This window comes from Streptomyces sp. NPDC032822 (assembly GCF_055578825.1).
On the sequence record NZ_JBVIOL010000002.1, the window covers coordinates 511,883 to 527,198 of the forward strand.

At 72.1% G+C, this 15,316-nt stretch carries 14 protein-coding genes; 5 read left to right on the forward strand and 9 right to left on the reverse strand.

Features of this window, described 5'->3' with window-relative positions:
* Positions 1-32 precede the first annotated feature (32 nt).
* The 5 genes from ACZ5VD_RS07950 to ACZ5VD_RS07970 all read right to left on the reverse strand — a co-directional run bounded on the left by ACZ5VD_RS07950 (position 33) and on the right by ACZ5VD_RS07970 (position 6,548).
* Positions 33-2,246: a 3-hydroxyacyl-CoA dehydrogenase NAD-binding domain-containing protein gene (locus tag ACZ5VD_RS07950; protein WP_468681414.1), complete on the reverse strand. Its 2,214-nt coding sequence runs from the start codon at positions 2,244-2,246 to the stop codon at positions 33-35.
* 79 nt (positions 2,247-2,325) lie between these two features.
* Positions 2,326-3,540 carry an acetyl-CoA C-acetyltransferase gene (locus tag ACZ5VD_RS07955; protein WP_468551371.1) on the reverse strand — a complete coding sequence of 405 codons (1,215 nt, stop codon included), beginning with the start codon at positions 3,538-3,540 and terminating at the stop codon, positions 2,326-2,328.
* A gap of 54 nt (positions 3,541-3,594) precedes the next feature.
* The gene (locus ACZ5VD_RS07960) at positions 3,595-4,737 is read right to left on the reverse strand and encodes an acyl-CoA dehydrogenase family protein (RefSeq protein WP_468681416.1); all 1,143 of its coding nucleotides are present in this window, start codon (positions 4,735-4,737) and stop codon (positions 3,595-3,597) included.
* 10 nt (positions 4,738-4,747) lie between these two features.
* Positions 4,748-5,902 carry a CaiB/BaiF CoA transferase family protein gene (locus ACZ5VD_RS07965; RefSeq protein WP_468681418.1) on the reverse strand — a complete coding sequence of 385 codons (1,155 nt, stop codon included), beginning with the start codon at positions 5,900-5,902 and terminating at the stop codon, positions 4,748-4,750.
* 265 nt (positions 5,903-6,167) lie between these two features.
* A complete protein-coding gene (locus ACZ5VD_RS07970) occupies positions 6,168-6,548 on the reverse strand; it encodes an MmcQ/YjbR family DNA-binding protein (RefSeq protein ID WP_468681676.1) in 381 nt (126 codons plus the stop codon).
* Positions 6,549-6,640: 92 nt separating this feature from the next.
* Between ACZ5VD_RS07970 and ACZ5VD_RS07975 the strand changes: the two genes are divergently transcribed.
* The gene (locus ACZ5VD_RS07975; protein WP_468551368.1) at positions 6,641-7,819 is read left to right on the forward strand and encodes a saccharopine dehydrogenase family protein; all 1,179 of its coding nucleotides are present in this window, start codon (positions 6,641-6,643) and stop codon (positions 7,817-7,819) included.
* Between the two features lie 7 nt (positions 7,820-7,826).
* Here ACZ5VD_RS07975 and mmpA read toward each other — a convergent pair whose 3' ends face one another.
* Positions 7,827-7,979, reverse strand: coding sequence for a morphogenic membrane protein MmpA (gene mmpA, locus ACZ5VD_RS07980; protein WP_468551367.1), 153 nt, complete (start codon positions 7,977-7,979; stop codon positions 7,827-7,829).
* 209 nt (positions 7,980-8,188) lie between these two features.
* The gene (locus ACZ5VD_RS07985; RefSeq protein ID WP_468551366.1) at positions 8,189-8,911 is read right to left on the reverse strand and encodes an endonuclease V; all 723 of its coding nucleotides are present in this window, start codon (positions 8,909-8,911) and stop codon (positions 8,189-8,191) included.
* Positions 8,912-8,967: 56 nt separating this feature from the next.
* Here ACZ5VD_RS07985 and ACZ5VD_RS07990 point away from each other — a divergent pair, with 56 nt between their 5' ends.
* Entirely contained in the window at positions 8,968-9,264 is a 297-nt protein-coding gene (locus tag ACZ5VD_RS07990) for a YciI family protein (RefSeq protein ID WP_468681419.1), read from the forward strand.
* A 3-nt stretch (positions 9,265-9,267) separates the two neighbouring features.
* Here ACZ5VD_RS07990 and ACZ5VD_RS07995 read toward each other — a convergent pair whose 3' ends face one another.
* Positions 9,268-10,332 carry a WD40/YVTN/BNR-like repeat-containing protein gene (locus ACZ5VD_RS07995; RefSeq protein ID WP_468681422.1) on the reverse strand — a complete coding sequence of 355 codons (1,065 nt, stop codon included), beginning with the start codon at positions 10,330-10,332 and terminating at the stop codon, positions 9,268-9,270.
* A gap of 342 nt (positions 10,333-10,674) precedes the next feature.
* On the opposite strand from ACZ5VD_RS07995, the gene ssgD reads away from it, so the two are divergent.
* Positions 10,675-11,091 (forward strand): spore wall synthesis regulator SsgD, encoded by a 417-nt coding sequence (gene ssgD / locus ACZ5VD_RS08000; RefSeq protein WP_468551363.1) that lies wholly within the window; start codon positions 10,675-10,677, stop codon positions 11,089-11,091.
* Positions 11,092-11,239: 148 nt separating this feature from the next.
* On the opposite strand, the gene ACZ5VD_RS08005 is transcribed toward ssgD, so the two are convergent.
* Positions 11,240-11,896, reverse strand: a complete 657-nt coding sequence (locus ACZ5VD_RS08005; protein WP_468681424.1) for a GOLPH3/VPS74 family protein — start codon at positions 11,894-11,896, stop codon at positions 11,240-11,242.
* A gap of 317 nt (positions 11,897-12,213) precedes the next feature.
* On the opposite strand from ACZ5VD_RS08005, the gene ACZ5VD_RS08010 reads away from it, so the two are divergent.
* On the forward strand, positions 12,214-13,839 hold the full coding sequence (locus tag ACZ5VD_RS08010; RefSeq protein WP_468681428.1) for an ABC-F family ATP-binding cassette domain-containing protein: 1,626 nt from the start codon (positions 12,214-12,216) through the stop codon (positions 13,837-13,839).
* A 563-nt stretch (positions 13,840-14,402) separates the two neighbouring features.
* Positions 14,403-15,179 (forward strand): dimethylargininase, encoded by a 777-nt coding sequence (ddaH, locus tag ACZ5VD_RS08015; RefSeq protein ID WP_468551360.1) that lies wholly within the window; start codon positions 14,403-14,405, stop codon positions 15,177-15,179.
* Positions 15,180-15,316 lie beyond the last annotated feature (137 nt).

Genomic DNA, 15,316 nt, shown 5'->3' on the forward strand with positions numbered 1-15,316 from the left:
CGGTGGTGCGTCAGCGGTACGTCGGTGGCACGTCAGCGCGCGTCGGTGAAGACCTCGCCCTTCTCCGCCTTCTCCACCAGCAGCGCGGGGGGCGTGAACCGCTCGCCGTAGCGTTCGGCCAGTTCCCGCGCACGGGCCACGAAGGCGGGCAGGCCCACACCCGTCCCGGCGCCGGCCCCTCCCCCGGCGCGGCCGTCGTAGCCGTTGATGTACTGGAGGACGCCGCCGGTCCAGCCCGGGAAGCCGATGCCGAAGATGGAGCCGATGTTGGCGTCGGCGACAGAGGTGAGGACGCCCTCCTCCATGAGTTTGACGGTGTCGAGGGCCTCGGAGAAGAGCATGCGTTCCTGCATGTCCACGAAGGGGATCTCCGTGCCCGCGCGCGTGAAGTGCTCGCGCAGGCCCGGCCACAGGCGGGCCCGCCTGCCGTCCTCGCCGTACTCGTAGAAGCCCGCTCCGCCGCTGCGGCCGGGGCGGCCGAACTCGTCGACCATGCGGTCGATGACGGCGTCGGCGGGGTGTTCCGTCCAGGTGCCGCCCGCCTCCTCGACGGCCTGCCTGGTCTCCTTGCTGATCTTGCGGGGCAGCGTGAGCGTCAGCTCGTCCATCAGGGAGAGGACCTTGGCCGGGTATCCGGCCTGGGCCGCCGCCTGTTCGACCGAGGCGGGCTCGATGCCCTCGCCGACCATGGCGACGCCCTCGTTGATGAAGTGCCCGATGACCCGTGAGGTGAAGAAGCCGCGCGAGTCGTTGACGACGATCGGCGTCTTCCTGATCTGCCGGACCAGGTCGAAGGCGCGGGCGAGGGCCTCGTCGCCGGTGCGCTCGCCCTTGATGATCTCGACGAGCGGCATCTTGTCGACCGGCGAGAAGAAGTGCAGGCCGATGAAGTCGCTCTGGCGCTCGACGCCTTCGGCGAGGGCGGTGATGGGGAGGGTGGAGGTGTTCGAGCAGAGCAGCGCGTCCGGCTCGACGAGGTGCTGGATCTCCTGGAACACCTTGTGCTTGAGGGAGGTGTCCTCGAAGACGGCCTCGATGACGGCGTCGCAGCCCGCGAGGTCGGCCGGGTCGGCGGTCGCGGTGATCCGGCCGAGCAGGGCGTCCGCCTTCTCCTGGGTGCTGCGTCCCCGGGAGACGGCCTTGGCGCAGAGTTTCTCCGAGTAGGCCCTGCCCTTGAGGGCGGCCTCCGGGGAGACGTCCTTGAGGACGACGTCGATGCCGGCGCGGGCGCACGAGTAGGCGATGCCGGCGCCCATCATCCCGGCGCCGAGCACGGCCACCTTGCGGACCGGGCGGGGTTCGATCCCCTGGGGGCGGTTGGCACCGGAGTTGACGGCCTGGAGGTCGAAGAAGAACGCCTGGATCATGTTCTTCGAGGTCTGTCCGGCGGCCAGTTCCACGAAGTAGCGGCCTTCGATGACCTGCGCGGTCTCGAAGTCGACCTGGGAGCCCTCGACGGCGGCGGCCAGGATGCTCCGCGGGGCCGGGTAGGGGGCGCCGTTGGTCTGCTTGCGCAGGTTGGCGGGGAAGGAGGGCAGGTTCGCCGCGAACTTGGGGTGGGCAGGCGTGCCGCCGGGGATCCGGTAGCCCGGCCTGTCCCAGGGCTGCTGCGACTCGGGGTTGGCCTCGATGAACGCGCGCGCCTTGGCGAGCAGTTCGTCCCGGGTGGCGGCCACATCGTGGATCAGACCGTTCTCCTGGGCGCGCCGCGGGCTGTACTGGGTGCCCTGGAGGAGCACCTTGAGCAGCGCGTCGGTGATGCCCATCAGACGTACGGTGCGGGCGACTCCGCCGCCGCCGGGGAGCAGGCCGAGGGTGACCTCGGGGCAGCCGATCTTCGAGCCGGGGGCGTCGAGGGCGATGCGGTGGTGGCAGGCGAGGGCGATCTCGTAACCGCCGCCCAGGGCGGCACCGTTCAGCGCGGCGACCACGGGCTTGCCGAGGGTCTCGATGCGGCGCAGGTCGCGCTTGATGGCCATGCCGCCGTCGAAGAGTTCCTGGGCGGTCTCGGGGGTGACCCGGATCAGGTCGCGCAGGTCGCCGCCGGCGAAGAAGGTCTTCTTGGCGGAGGTGATGATGATGCCGCGGATGGTGTCCTTCTCGGCCTCCAGACGGTCGGTGATCACCGCGAGGGAGTCGCGGAACGCCGGGTTCATGGTGTTCGCGGACTGGTCCGGGTCGTCGAGGACGAGGGTGACGACGCCGGTACGGTCCTGTTCCCAGCGGATGGTGGTGCTCTGTGTCATGACAGGGTCTCCGTAGAAGTCTGTGGAATGCCGCCGAGGCCTGTGGAAGGCCGCCGAGTCTGTGGAAGGCCGCCGGGATTCAGAGGCGTTCGACGATCGTCGCGATGCCCATGCCGCCGCCGACGCACAGCGTGGCGAGGCCGTAGCGCTTGTCCTGGCGCTCCAGTTCGTCGACGAGAGAGCCGAGGATGATGGCGCCGGTGGCGCCGAGCGGGTGGCCGAGCGCGATGGCGCCGCCGTTGACGTTGACCTTGTCGAGGGAGAGGCCCATGTCCCGCACGAAGCGCAGGACGACCGCCGCGAAGGCCTCGTTGATCTCGACGAGGTCGATGTCGTCGATGGTCAGTCCGGCCTTGGCGAGGGCCTTGCGGGTGGCGGGGGCGGGGCCGGTGAGCATGATGGTGGGCTCGGAGCCGGAGACGGCGGCGGAGACGATCCGCGCGCGCGGGGTGAGTCCGTAGCGCTCGCCGACCTCCCGGGAGCCGATCGCGACGAGGGAGGCGCCGTCCACGATGCCGGAGGAGTTGCCCGCGTGGTGGACGTGGTCGATCTCCTCCACCCAGTGGTACTTCTGCAGTGCCACGGCGTCGAAGCCGCCGAGGTCGCCGATGTCCGCGAAGGACGGCTTCAGCCGGGCCAGGGAGTCGGCGGTGGTTCCCGGGCGCATGTACTCGTCGTGGTCGAGGACGACGAGGCCGCCGCGGTCCCTGACCGGGACGACGGACCGGTCGAAGCGGCCCTCCTTCCAGGCGGTGGCCGCGCGCTCCTGTGAGAGCGCCGCGTACTCGTCGACGTCGCGCCGGGTGAAGCCCTCGATGGTGGCGATGAGGTCGGCGCCGATGCCCTGCGGCACGAAGTTGACGGCGAGGTTGGTCATCGGGTCGTTGAACCAGGCGCCGCCGTCCGAGGCCATCGGCACCCGGGACATCGACTCGACGCCCCCCGCGAGGACCAGGTCCTCCCAGCCCGAACGCACCTTGGCGGCGGCCATGTTGACGGCTTCCAGACCCGAGGCACAGAAGCGGTTCTCCTGGACGCCGGCGACCGTGTCGGGCAGTCCGGCGGCGACGGCGGCGGTCCGGGCGATGTCGGAACCCTGGTCGCCGACCGGTCCGACGACGCCGAGGACGATGTCGTCGACGGCGGCCGGGTCGAGGTCCGGGAGGCGGCTCTGGATCTCGTGGAGGAGCCCTACGACCAGGTCGATGGGCTTGGTGCCGTGCAGGGCGCCGTTCGCCTTGCCGCGGCCGCGCGGGGTGCGGATCGCGTCGTACACGTACGCTTCGGTGCTCACTGGTAAGCCTTTCGGGAGAGGCGGGGGAAGGCGAGGGGCGGGGGAGGGAGAAGGTCAGCCCAGCAGGGACCGGCCGATGATCTCCTTCATGATCTCGGTGGTCCCGCCGTAGATGGTCTGGATACGGCCGTCGGTGAAGGCACGGGCTACCGGGTACTCGCTCATGTAGCCGTAGCCGCCGTGCAGTTGCAGGCAGCGGTCGGCGGCGCGCTTCTGCAGTTCGGTCGCCCACCACTTGGCCATGGAGGCGTCCACGGCGTCGAGGCCGCCCCCGGAATGCTCTTCGATACAGCGGTCGAGGAAGGCGCGGGTGACGGCGCACTCGGTGGCCAGTTCGGCGATCTCGAAGCGGATGTGCTGCTTGGTCGCCAGTGGCCGGCCGAACGCCTCGCGCTCCTTGACGTACTCCGTGGTGATCTCCAGCAGGTGTTCGGCGGCGGCGATCGCGGCGACCGCGATACTCAGGCGCTCCTGCGCGAGATTCGTCATCAGGTGGCCGAAGGCGCCGTCGCGTTCGCCGAGGAGGTTCTCCTTGGGCACGCGCACGTCGTGGAAGAACAACTCGGCGGTGTCCTGGGCCTTCTGGCCGATCTTGTCGAGGTTGCGGCCGCGCTCGAAGCCCTCCGTGCCGCGCTCGACGACCAGCAGCGACAGGCCGCGGGCGCCGCCCTCGGGGGTCGTCTTCGCGACCACGATCACCAGGTCGGCGAGGATGCCGTTGGAGATGAACGTCTTGGAGCCGTTCAGCAGCCAGTGGTCGCCCTTGTCCTCGGCGTGCGTGCGGATCCCCTGGAGGTCGGAGCCCGCGCCGGGTTCGGTCATGGCGATGGCCGTGATCAGCGTGCCGTCGCAGAAGCCGGGCAGCCAGCGCCGTTTCTGCTCCTCGGTGGCCAGGCCGGTCAGATAGGGGCCGATGATGTCGTTGTGCAGGCCGAGGGCGAGCCCTGGGGCGCCCGCACGGGTGAACTCCTCGGCGAGGACGGCGCTGTAGCGGAAGTCGGGGGTGCCGCCGCCTCCGTACCGCTCGTCCACGGCGAACCCGAGCAGTCCCTGCTTGCCGGCCGCCCGCCAGGCGTCCCGGGAGACGATGCCGTCCTTCTCCCACTGCGCGTAGTACGGCAGCACCTCCCTGGCCAGGAAGCTGCGCACGGTCGCGCGGAACGCGTCGTGCTCGGGGGCGAAGAGCCGCCGCTTCATCCGAGGTCCTTCATCCGTGATCCTCCGAGGTCTTTCGTCCGGGGTCGTTCACCAGGTCGGGTACGCCCCAGTCGCGTGCCACGTCCGCGGTGTCGGCGCCCGGCCGGGCGGGCCCGGTGCGGACCTCGGTCGGGGTGGCGGAGAAACGGGGGGCGGGGGCGGGCTGGGTGATGCCGCCGTGGTCGGTGAAGGTGCCGCGGGCGGCGAGGTGGGGGTGGTGCGGCGCCTCGCGCAGGGACAGTACGGGTGCCACGCAGGCGTCGGAGCCCTCGAAGAGGGCCGTCCACTCGTCCCTGGTGCGGGTCTTGAAGCGGGCGGCGACCGCCTCGCGCAGCTCGCCCCAACGGGTCCAGTCCTTGCGGGCCTCGACGTGCTCGGAGAGGCCGAGCCGGTCGAGGAACTCCTCGTAGAACCGCCGTTCGAGGGCGCCGACCGCCATGTACGCCCCGTCGGCGGTCTCGTAGGTGCCGTAGTAGGGGCAGCCGCCGTCGAGGAGGTTGGCGCCGCGCCGGTCCTGCCAGCCGCCGGCGGCGACCATGCCGTGGATCATCGCGGCGAGGTGGGAGGTGCCGTCCACGATGGCGGCGTCGACGACCTGGCCGGTGCCGGTCGCGCGGGCGTGGTGCAGGGCGGCGAGCGCGCCGACGACGAGGTAGAGGGAGCCGCCCGCGTAGTCGCCGAGCAGGTTGGCGGGGACGGCCGGCGGCTCACCGGGGGCGCCGATCATGCCGAGGGTGCCGGTGAGCGCGATGTACGCGATGTCGTGCCCGGCGCGCGGGGCGAGGGGGCCGTCCTGGCCCCAGCCGGTCATCCGGCCGTAGACGAGCGCGGGGTTGCGGGCGTGGCAGTCCTCGGGGCCGACGCCGAGCCGCTCGGCGACTCCGGGGCGGTAGCCCTCGATCAGGATGTCGGCGCGCGCGGCGAGGTCGAGTACGCGGGCGGGTCCTTCGGGGGTCTTGAGGTCGATGATCACCGAGCGCTTGTTGCGGTTGGTGACGTCGAACCGCGGGTCGACGGCCAGTCCCGCTCCCCCGGGCCGGTCCACGCGGACCACGTCGGCGCCCAGGTCGGCGAGGAGCATGGCGGCGAACGGGCCGGGCCCGATCCCGGCCAGCTCGACCACGCGTACGCCGGTCAGCGGGCCCTGCTGCGGCGTCGTTGCCATTCAGCCCCCAGGGGTGTGACACAACTGATGTAACACCAGCGATGCTAGGAACGTGTTCGACCGGGCACAAGACCTGGAGAGCAAGCGCTTAGTCGCATTGTGCCCCGAGGACCCGCGGACCGGCCCGGCGAGCGTGCTCGACGCGGGTGCTCCGCGCCGGTGCTCGGCCTCGACCGTCGGTCCCGGTATCCAGACCCCGTACTCGGTCCCGGCAGACAGGTCCTGCACTCGGTCGGTAGCCGGTCCCTGCACTCGGTCCCCGCACTCAGCGCGCGTCCAGCTCCGCCGTCAGCCGCTTCGGCGCGATCGCGCGGTAGCTCTCCTCCACCCAGTCGCACAGCAGCTCGGCGGCGGGGGCGCCCTTCCCGGCCAGCGGGACCCTCACCCAGCCGGATCTGCCGAGGCCGTACCCGGCGGGTTCGGCGCCGGGGCAGGTCAGCGCGTGGGCGTGGACGGCCTCGTCCCTGAGCTTCACCGTCAGGCCCAGCGGATGGCTGCCGTCGTCGACGCCGAGGAAGACGAACACCTTCTTGTTGACCTTGGCGACCGACTCCCCCCAGGGGAACTCCTCGGTGGCGCCCGGCATCCCGAGGGCGAACTCACGCACTTTTTCCCACTTTTTCAAGGCGTTCTCCGCCACCGCCACCTGTCCACCTCCGGCCTCGTCGTCGGGCACCGCACTCCTCACGCTAGCCTCGGCCACCGACAACGGCGCGAGCGGCGGGACCGAGAGGTGTCATGAGCAGGCTGAACCGGACGGATCGTCCTTACGACATCGTGCTCTTCGGAGCCACCGGCTTCGTGGGGAGGCTCACCGCGGAGTACCTGGCCGCGCACGCCCCCGAGGGACTGCGCTGGGCCGTCGCGGGCCGCAGCGCGGACAAGCTCCACCGGCTGCGGGAGAACCTGCCCGGCGGCGCGGACGTCGGGGTCCTCACCGCCGACGTGTCCGACCCGGCCTCGCTGCGCGCCCTCGCCGGGCACGCGCGCGTGGTGGCCACCACGGTCGGCCCCTATGTGACCCACGGCGAGGAACTCGTCGCCGCCTGCGCGGACACCGGCACGGACTATCTGGACCTCACCGGCGAGCCGGAGTTCGTCGACCTGATGTACGTCCGCCACGACGCCCGCGCGCGGGAGACCGGCTCCCGGCTGGTGCACGCCTGCGGGTTCGACTCGGTGCCGCACGACCTGGGGGCGTACTTCACGGTCCGGCAGCTCCCCGAGGGCGTGCCGTTGCGTGTCGACGGCTTCGTGACCGCGGACGCGACCTTCTCGGGCGGCACGTTCGCGTCCGCGCTGAACCAGTTCGCACGCGGACGCCAGATGGTCGGCGCCGCCCGGGACCGCGGCCGGCACGAACCGCGCCTGGTGGGACGGCGGGCCCACGCCCCGACCGGTTCACCGCGGTTCGCCCGGGAGGTCGGCGCCTGGGCACTGCCCCTGCCGACCATCGACGCGCAGATCGTCCGGCGGTCCGCGACGGCCCTGGAGCGCTACGGCCCCGATTTCCGCTATCGCCACTACGCGGCCGTACGGCATCTGCCGGTCGCGGTGGGCGGGGTCGCCGCCGTCGGCGCCCTGTTCGCCGCCGCCCAGCTCCCGCCCGCCCGGCGCTGGCTGTCGGACCGGCTCAAGCCCGGCGAGGGGCCGGACCCCGAGAAGCGCGCGAAGAGCTGGTTCCGGGTCCGCTTCGTCGGCGAGGGCGGTGGCCGGCGCGTGTTCACCGAGGTGTCGGGCGGCGACCCGGGCTACGACGAGACGGCGAAGATGTTCGCCGAGTCGGCCCTGTCCCTGGCCTTCGACGACCTCCCGCCGACCTCCGGTCAGGTCACCACGGCGGTCGCGATGGGCGACGCGCTGACCGAGCGGCTGCGGCGGGCCGGGATCACCTTCCGGGTGGCCGAAAGCCGCTGAGCGGGACCTACAGGGGCCACTGCGTGACCGTGTAGATCATCCCGCAGATCCATCCGAGCCCCGCCAGGGTCGCGAGGACCAGCGCGGCGGTCACGGCCCGCTCGACAGGACGGTCCGGGTCGGCGAGGGGCTTGGGGGCGCGGTGGCGGTGCGTCGTCATGCGAGCCAGCCTGCCGACCGGGGCGGGCCGCCCACATCCGTACAGGTACTCAGTTCGGGTACTCGGCCGGGGCCGCTTGCACGAGCCGGGCGCCTCGCCCGGCGCGGCCCCGGCCGCGGAGCTCCCGTTCCCGCGTCCGGGCCACCGGGTCGGCTGCCGGGTCGGACTGCCGCTCGCGCCCGTGCCCCGTGCACCCGGCCCGGGCGCGGTCAGGCGCCGTCCGCTTCGGCGACGGTGTTCCCGGCCGATGTCGCCTCCCGCAGAGCCTTGCGGCACAGCGCGTCCGCTCTGCGGGTCGTCTCCGGGAGGCGGTACTCGGGGGTCAGCGCGAGGGTGTGGGCGCAGGCGTTGTCGAGGGTGGTCCGGTGGCCGACCGAGACGAAGACGGGCTTGACGGCGGTGCGGGTGCGCAGGGCGCGGCCGACCTCCTCGGTGCCGGCGAGCAGGGGGGACGCGCCGCCGCGCCGCGTGTCCGGTTCGTCGTGGGTGAAGGTGAAGGGGTTCTTGGCGACACCGATCGTGGGCAGGCCGGTGAGGACGCCCAGGTGGCTGGCGAGGCCGAAGCGGCGCGGGTGGGCGAGGCCGTAGCCGTCGCAGACGACCAGGCCGGGCGGGCAGGGCAGCGCGTCGAGGGCGGCGAGGACCGTGGGGATCTCCCGGAAGGCGAGCAGGCCGGGCACGTACGGGAAGGAGATCCGGCCGACGGCCGTGGTCTCGGCGACGACGGCGAGGGTGGCCGCGTCCAGGACGACGGCGGCGGCCACGACGACGTCACGCTCGTCGTCGTACGCCACGTCGACCCCGGTGACATGGCCCGTGCCGGGCGGCGGGCCCGGTTCGTCGAGCACCACGCGCTCGCGCAACTCGTCCTGGACCGCGCGGGCCCGCTCCTCGGTGGTGGGCCAGTCCGCGGGGATGCTTACGGTCGTCATGATGGGCACGCGCACGAGCCTACGGCCCCTCACCCGGACGGCGTAGGCTCGTGATCATGTTCGTGATGGAGCTGACCTACACCGCCCCGCTGGACGCCGTCGACGCCGTTCTGGAGGCGCATGTCTCCTGGCTCGACGAGCAGTACGCGCGGGGTGTCTTCCTGGCGTCCGGGCGCAAGAGCCCCCGCGACGGCGGGGTGATCATCGCCGTCGCGGGGGACCGTGCGCGGATCGAGGAGATCGCCGCGGGCGACCCCTTCGTCACCGCCGGGGTGTGCGCGTACCGGATCACCGAGTTCGACGCGACGAAGACGGCGCCGGAGCTGGCGCGGTACCGGCAGACGCCGGCCTGAGACTCAGCCCTCCAGACGGGCGACCCGTCCCTGCTCGCCGGCCGCCCAGCAGGCCAGGTCGGGTGTGCAGTCCACGGTGTCGTACGAGCCCGTGTCCACGGTCCGCCAGCTGCGGCCGGCGTCCGTGGTCAGGTCCGTGCCGGTGGGGCCGACCGCCAGGGCGGCCGTGCGGCTGTACGGGAGCCAGGCGACGCCGGAGCGGTAGGCGGGCGGCGGCTCGGCGGCGGGCTGCCAGCCGCCTCCGCCGTCGGCGGTGCGGGCCGCCGGGGAGGGGGACGTCTGGTCCGGGCGGTAGTCGCCGCCGACCGCCAGACCGTGGGTGCGGTCGCGGAAGGCGAGCGCGAAGACACCGCGGGCCGGGTCGCCCGCCGGGATCGGCGTGTCGGAGGCCGTCCAGGTCAGTCCGCGGTCGGAGGAGTGCAGCACCCGCGCGCGGGTGGCCCCGCCGGTGGCCAGCCAGACGTCCCGGGGGCCGGTGGAGACCAGGCACTGGCCGCTCGCCGCGAACCCGGCCTCGCCGTCCAGCGCGGCCGGCATGCCCGCATGGGGCAGCACCTTCCAGGAACGGCCGCCGTCGGCGGTCGACAGGATGCGGAACTTCCCGTCGACCGGGTCGCTCATCGCGAGGCCGTGGCGGCGGTCGAAGAAGGTGAGGCAGTCGTAGAAGGCCCGCGCGTCGGTGTTGCGGAAGGACTCGGTCCAGGTCCGGCCGCCGTCGTCGGTGCGGTAGACGCGGGACGCCTCGCCCTCGCCGATGGCCAGGACGACCGCGCGCCGCGCGTCGAACGCCTCGACGTCCCGGAACTGCAAATCCCCGGCGCCCGGCGGCGAGACGTTCCGCCAGCTCGCCCCGCCGTCCGTGGTGCGCAGCACGGTGCCCTGGGTGCCGGCGACCCAGGCGGTGTCCCGGCCGACGGCCGCGAGCCCACGGAACCGCACCCCGGGGCTGCCGGTGTCCTTGAGTTCCCAGTGCGGTGTCGGCTGCCCGGACGCCGACGGCTCCCGCGCCTGTGCGGGTACGGCGGTCAGGGCGGCCAGCGCCGCCGCGCACGCCAGCGCCGCGCTCATCGCGCGCCCCGTCCGTCCCGTCCTCGCCGTCCTTGCGATCCGTCCCGGCCGTCTCGTCCGTCGCGTGTTCCCCAAGCGCCTCATGGCGGGCGAAGCTAGCCCACCGCCCGGACGCCGTCCAGAGGGCCCCGATCACCCTCCTGACGCCGACCCGCTCACCACAGGCGTCATTCACACCCCCAGAGGAATTGCCTGGTCACTTCCGTGAATGAAGACGGTGACGGAGGTCACTCGACTTTGGTGTGCACGGATTGGCCCGTTCCGGCGTCTCTTCCAGTGCCCGGCCTCATCACCGGAAGTCCGTCCCGCTAGTCCGTCCCGCCGTCGTAAGGGAGCAAGGCGTTGTCCATCGTCATCGAGCAGCCCGTCGAGGCCCGTCTCGTCGCCGCCGCGCCGCGGATGCCGAGCATTCCCGCGACGCTCCACTACGACCGGCGTGACCCGTTCGCCGTCCGCATGACCTTCCCGGCCCCGGCCACCCTGGAGGGCGTGGAGGTCTGCTGGACCTTCAGCCGCGACCTCCTGACGGCCGGCCTCCAGGAGCCCGAGGGCCACGGCGACGTGCGGGTGCGGCCGTACGGCTACGACCGCACCGTGCTGGAGTTCCACGCCCCCGAGGGCACCGCCGTCGTGCATGTACGCACAGGCGAACTCCGCCGCTTCCTGGAGGCGACCGACGAGCTGGTGCCGGTCGGTCTGGAACACCTCCAGCTCGACCTGGACCACGACCTGGCGGAACTCATGCGGGACGCCTGCTGAGCCCTGCCGGCGTCACCGGCCCGGCCGCGCGTCGAGCTCACCGTGGTCGAGCCCGTCGGCCGGCGTGCCGCAAGGACCCGCGCCCACCCGGCACCTCCCGGGCGGCCCCGCGCGCCAGCGCGTGCGCGGCCCGGGCGACACCTGAGCCTCAGTCGGCGGCGGACGCCGCCACGCTCGCGGTCCGCACCTCCCGGACCACCGCCCGCAGCGCGGGTGCCCCCGACCCGCCGCGCCCGATGAGCGCTTCGAGACGCCCCGGCACACCGACACCACCGGCATCGGCATCGGCATCGGTCAGCAGGCCCGCCGCGTCCGCCAGTACGGCAAGGGCCGCGTCCTGCTCGGAGACCTCGGCCACCGGAACCGGGCCCGACAGCACGGCCCGCGCCTCCTCGCGCAGGGCCGCCACGACGGCGACGCCCTCCAGGGCGTAGTCCACGCTGGGGAACACCCCGAGGACCCTTCGTTTCTCCGCCCGCAGATGGCCTTCGGCGACCAGTTGTTCCCGTACGGCGTCCAGGGTGATCCGCGCGTGCAGGGGGATCCACTCCGGCCAGCGGTGCGGCCGGGACTCCCGGACGAGTTCGAGGAGGCCGTCGAGAACGGGATCCCCCGTCTCGGAGTCCAGGTCGGCGGGGGTGGCGATGCCGTCCTCGTCGGTGAGCAGGCCGTGCCGGGCCAGTTCGACGAGGGCGCCGGCCCGGACCAGCGGCGGCAGCCGGTCGGCGCCGGAGGCGTTCGCCTCGGCGTTGTTCCAGGCCAGCAGGCACAGCCGGGCCGGGAGCGTGAGCGAGCCGTGGGGCACGGGATCTCCTTAGCGAGGTGCGGTCGGGGCCGACGTTAATGCGTTGACAGCCTCAGAGGCCGCTCATACCGTGTGAAGCGGTCCTGTTGCCGTCGATTGGAGAAGGACGTTGCTCGTCTGAGGTTCTGAGACACCGCGTCACACACCTGGGGTGTGTGCGCTGCGTGCGACCTCAGCGTTCGAGCCGTCCTCCGGAACAGGGCTTTTTCGTTGCCCGAGAGGGGTTTCCCCCTTCTCCCCGGGACCTCTCCCCTTCGGTCGCAGCTGTCTCGATACGCGTTTGCCCCCGACCGCCCCAAGCAACCGCGGAGACCCGTATGTCTACCTCCATCACCTGTACCTCCCTCGCCTTCGGCTGGCCCGACGGCACCCCTGTCTTCGAAGGCCTCGACGTGGCGTTCGGCCCGGGCCGCACCGGCCTCGTCGGCATCAACGGGTCCGGAAAGTCCACCCTGTTGAAGCTGATCGCCGGTGAACTCGCCCCGGCCGACGGAACCGTCCGCGTCGCCGGCGAGGTCGGCTACCTCCCGCAGAACGTCACCCTGGACACCGCGTCGAGGGTGGACGAGACCCTGGGCATCGCCGCGCAGCGGACCGCGCTGCACGCCATCGAGGCGGGTGACGTGGCCGAGGAACACTTCGAGACGGTCGGCGACGACTGGGACGTCGAGGAGCGCGCGCTCGCCACCCTTGGCGAACTCGGGCTCGGCCACATCGAGTTGGATCGCACCATCGGCGAACTGTCGGGCGGTGAGTCGGTGCTCCTGCGGCTGGCCGCGCTGCTGCTGAGCCGGCCGGACGTGCTGCTGCTCGACGAGCCCACCAACAACCTGGACCTGTACGCCCGCAGGCGCCTGTACGCGGCCGTCGCGTCCTGGCCGGGTGTCATGGTCGTGGTCAGCCACGACCGCGAACTCCTCGACCTGGTCGACCAGATCGCCGATCTGCGCTCGGGCGAGGTCACCTGGTACGGCGGCAACTTCTCGGCGTACCAGGAGGCTCTCGCCGTGGAGCAGGACGCGGCGGAGCGGATGGTCCGGGTCGCCGAGTCCGACGTCAAGAAGCAGAAGCGTGAACTGTCCGACGCCCAGGTCAAGTTGGCCCGGCGCAAACGGTACGGACAGAAGATGTTCGAGCAGAAGCGCGAGCCGAAGATCGTCATGGGGGCGCGCAAGCGGGCGGCGCAGGAGTCCGCCGGCAAGCACCGCATCCTGCACGAGGAGCGGCTCACCGAGGCGAAGGAGCGGCTGGACGAGGCGGTGGAGGCCGTACGGGACGACGACGAGATCCGCGTCGACCTGCCGTACACGGCCGTGCCTCCCGGCCGTACCGTCCTCACCCTCCTGGACCTGCAACTCGCCTACGGCGCGCGCGTGGCGGGTGGTCTCGACCTGCGCGGTCCGGAGCGGATCGCGCTGATCGGGCGCAACGGCGCGGGCAAGACGACGCTGCTGCGCACGATCGCCGGGGAGCTGATGCCGGTGGCGGGCGAGGCGCGGACGCATGTGCCGATGCGGTTCCTGCCGCAGCGGCTGGACGTGCTGGACGGCGAGCTGACGGTTGCCGAGAACGTGGCCCGGTTCGCGCCGGCCGCCACCAACAACCGGGTCCGGGCGCGGCTGGCCCGCTTCCTGTTCCGGGGCGCCCGCGCCGACCAGAAGGCGGCGACGCTGTCCGGCGGCGAACGCTTCCGGGCCGCGCTGGCCGCGCTGATGCTGGCGGAGCCCGCACCGCAGTTGCTGATGCTGGACGAGCCGACGAACAACCTCGACATGGCCAGCGTGCGGCAGTTGACCACGGCTCTGGAGTCGTACGAGGGAGCGTTGCTCGTGGCCAGTCACGATCTGCCGTTCCTGGAGTCGATCGGCATCACCCGTTGGCTGCTGATGGAGGACGGAGAGCTGAAGGAAACCACGCCGGAAGCCGTCGGACATCCCGGCTAGCGTCGGGTGCGTGCCCGCGTGCGTCACCCGCGTCGGGCCCGCGAGACAACGCCGAGGACGTCTCCCTCCGCATCCCGAAAGGCCGGCTGACCGAGCGCACCGGCCTTTCGGGATCGGGGAAGTTCCCGGCCGCCTTCGACACGTTCACGGTCGAGTCGTAGTGGCAGCGGCGACAGCAACGGCAGCTCGATGAGACAGACGTTCACCCGGTTCGCGCGCCACCGGCCGCCATAGCAGGAGCGACCTCACACGGAGGCGCCGGCGGACCTGAAGCCCGTCGTCGGCCGGTGGCCGCGAAGGAGGGAGAGGGAGGGAGGAGGAGGGGGAAGGGCGGCCGGGGGCGAAGGGCGAGTGATCTTCGAGGGCCCCGCGGGACCTGTCGGCCGTCCGCGACCCCGCTGCGGCGGAGCGTCTCAGGAGGGGCACAGCCTGACGACGGGGGTTTTGCCCGCGTGCACCGGCCCTGCATGATGGCTGATCGGCGCCCCACAACGGTGCCGGGGCCTCGCTCACCGGTACCACCGGACCGGCCCACCCCGTCCCACCGACCCGGAGATCCCCTCGTGTCCAGCAAGAAGGCCCTCGTCCGCCGCCCCAGCCCGCGCCTCGCCGAAGGTCTGGTGACGCACATCGAGCGCGAGAAGGTCGATGTCGACCTCGCGCTCGAACAGTGGGAGGCGTATGTCGAGGCCCTGGTCACGCACGGCTGGGAGACCGTCGAGGTGGATCCGGAGGACGACTGCCCCGACTCGGTGTTCGTCGAGGACACGGTCGTCATGTACAAGAACGTCGCGCTGATCAGCCGGCCCGGCGCCGAGTCCCGGCGCGAGGAGACCATCGGGGTCGAGGAGGCCGTGGCCCGCCTGGGCTGCTCGGTGAACTGGATCTGGGAGCCGGGCACACTGGAGGGCGGCGACGTCCTGAAGGTCGGCGACACGATCTACGTCGGCCGCGGCGGGCGCACCAACGCGGCGGGCGTCCAGCAGTTGCGGGCCGCCTTCGAGCCCCTCGGGGCACGGATCGTCCCGGTGCCGGTGAGCAAGGTGCTGCACCTCAAGACCGCGGTCACCGCGCTGCCCGACGGCACCGTCCTCGGGCGCATCCCGCAGCTGGACGCGCCCTCGCTGTTCCCGCGTTTTCTGCCGGTGCCGGAGGAGTCCGGGGCCCATGTGGTGCTGCTGGGCGGGTCCAAGCTGCTGATGGCGGCGAGCGCGCCGAAGACCGCGGAACTCCTGGGCGGGCTCGGCCACGAGCCGGTCCTGGTCGACATCGGCGAGTTCGAGAAGCTCGAAGGATGTGTGACTTGTCTCTCAGTGCGGATGCGCGATCTGTATGCCTGACCGGGTGACGGTCTCACCCCTTCGGCCCTGGACCTGCGACTCCCGGGCCGCTTGTCATGCCCGGGGAACACTGCTGATCAGGGATCTTTACACCGCTCTTAACCTACGGTCTCGTAACCTACGGATACGTAGCCTAC

Coding starts and splice junctions, on each gene's coding strand:
- ACZ5VD_RS07950 (WP_468681414.1), bottom strand. CDS start 2,246: ATGACACAGAGCACCACCATCCGCTGGGAACAGGACCGTACCGGCGTC.
- ACZ5VD_RS07960 (WP_468681416.1), bottom strand. CDS start 4,737: ATGAAGCGGCGGCTCTTCGCCCCCGAGCACGACGCGTTCCGCGCGACC.
- ACZ5VD_RS07965 (WP_468681418.1), bottom strand. CDS start 5,902: ATGGCAACGACGCCGCAGCAGGGCCCGCTGACCGGCGTACGCGTGGTC.
- ACZ5VD_RS07975 (WP_468551368.1), top strand. CDS start 6,641: ATGAGCAGGCTGAACCGGACGGATCGTCCTTACGACATCGTGCTCTTC.
- mmpA (WP_468551367.1), bottom strand. CDS start 7,979: ATGACGACGCACCGCCACCGCGCCCCCAAGCCCCTCGCCGACCCGGAC.
- ACZ5VD_RS07985 (WP_468551366.1), bottom strand. CDS start 8,911: ATGACGACCGTAAGCATCCCCGCGGACTGGCCCACCACCGAGGAGCGG.
- ACZ5VD_RS07990 (WP_468681419.1), top strand. CDS start 8,968: ATGTTCGTGATGGAGCTGACCTACACCGCCCCGCTGGACGCCGTCGAC.
- ACZ5VD_RS07995 (WP_468681422.1), bottom strand. CDS start 10,332: ATGAGCGCGGCGCTGGCGTGCGCGGCGGCGCTGGCCGCCCTGACCGCC.
- ACZ5VD_RS08010 (WP_468681428.1), top strand. CDS start 12,214: ATGTCTACCTCCATCACCTGTACCTCCCTCGCCTTCGGCTGGCCCGAC.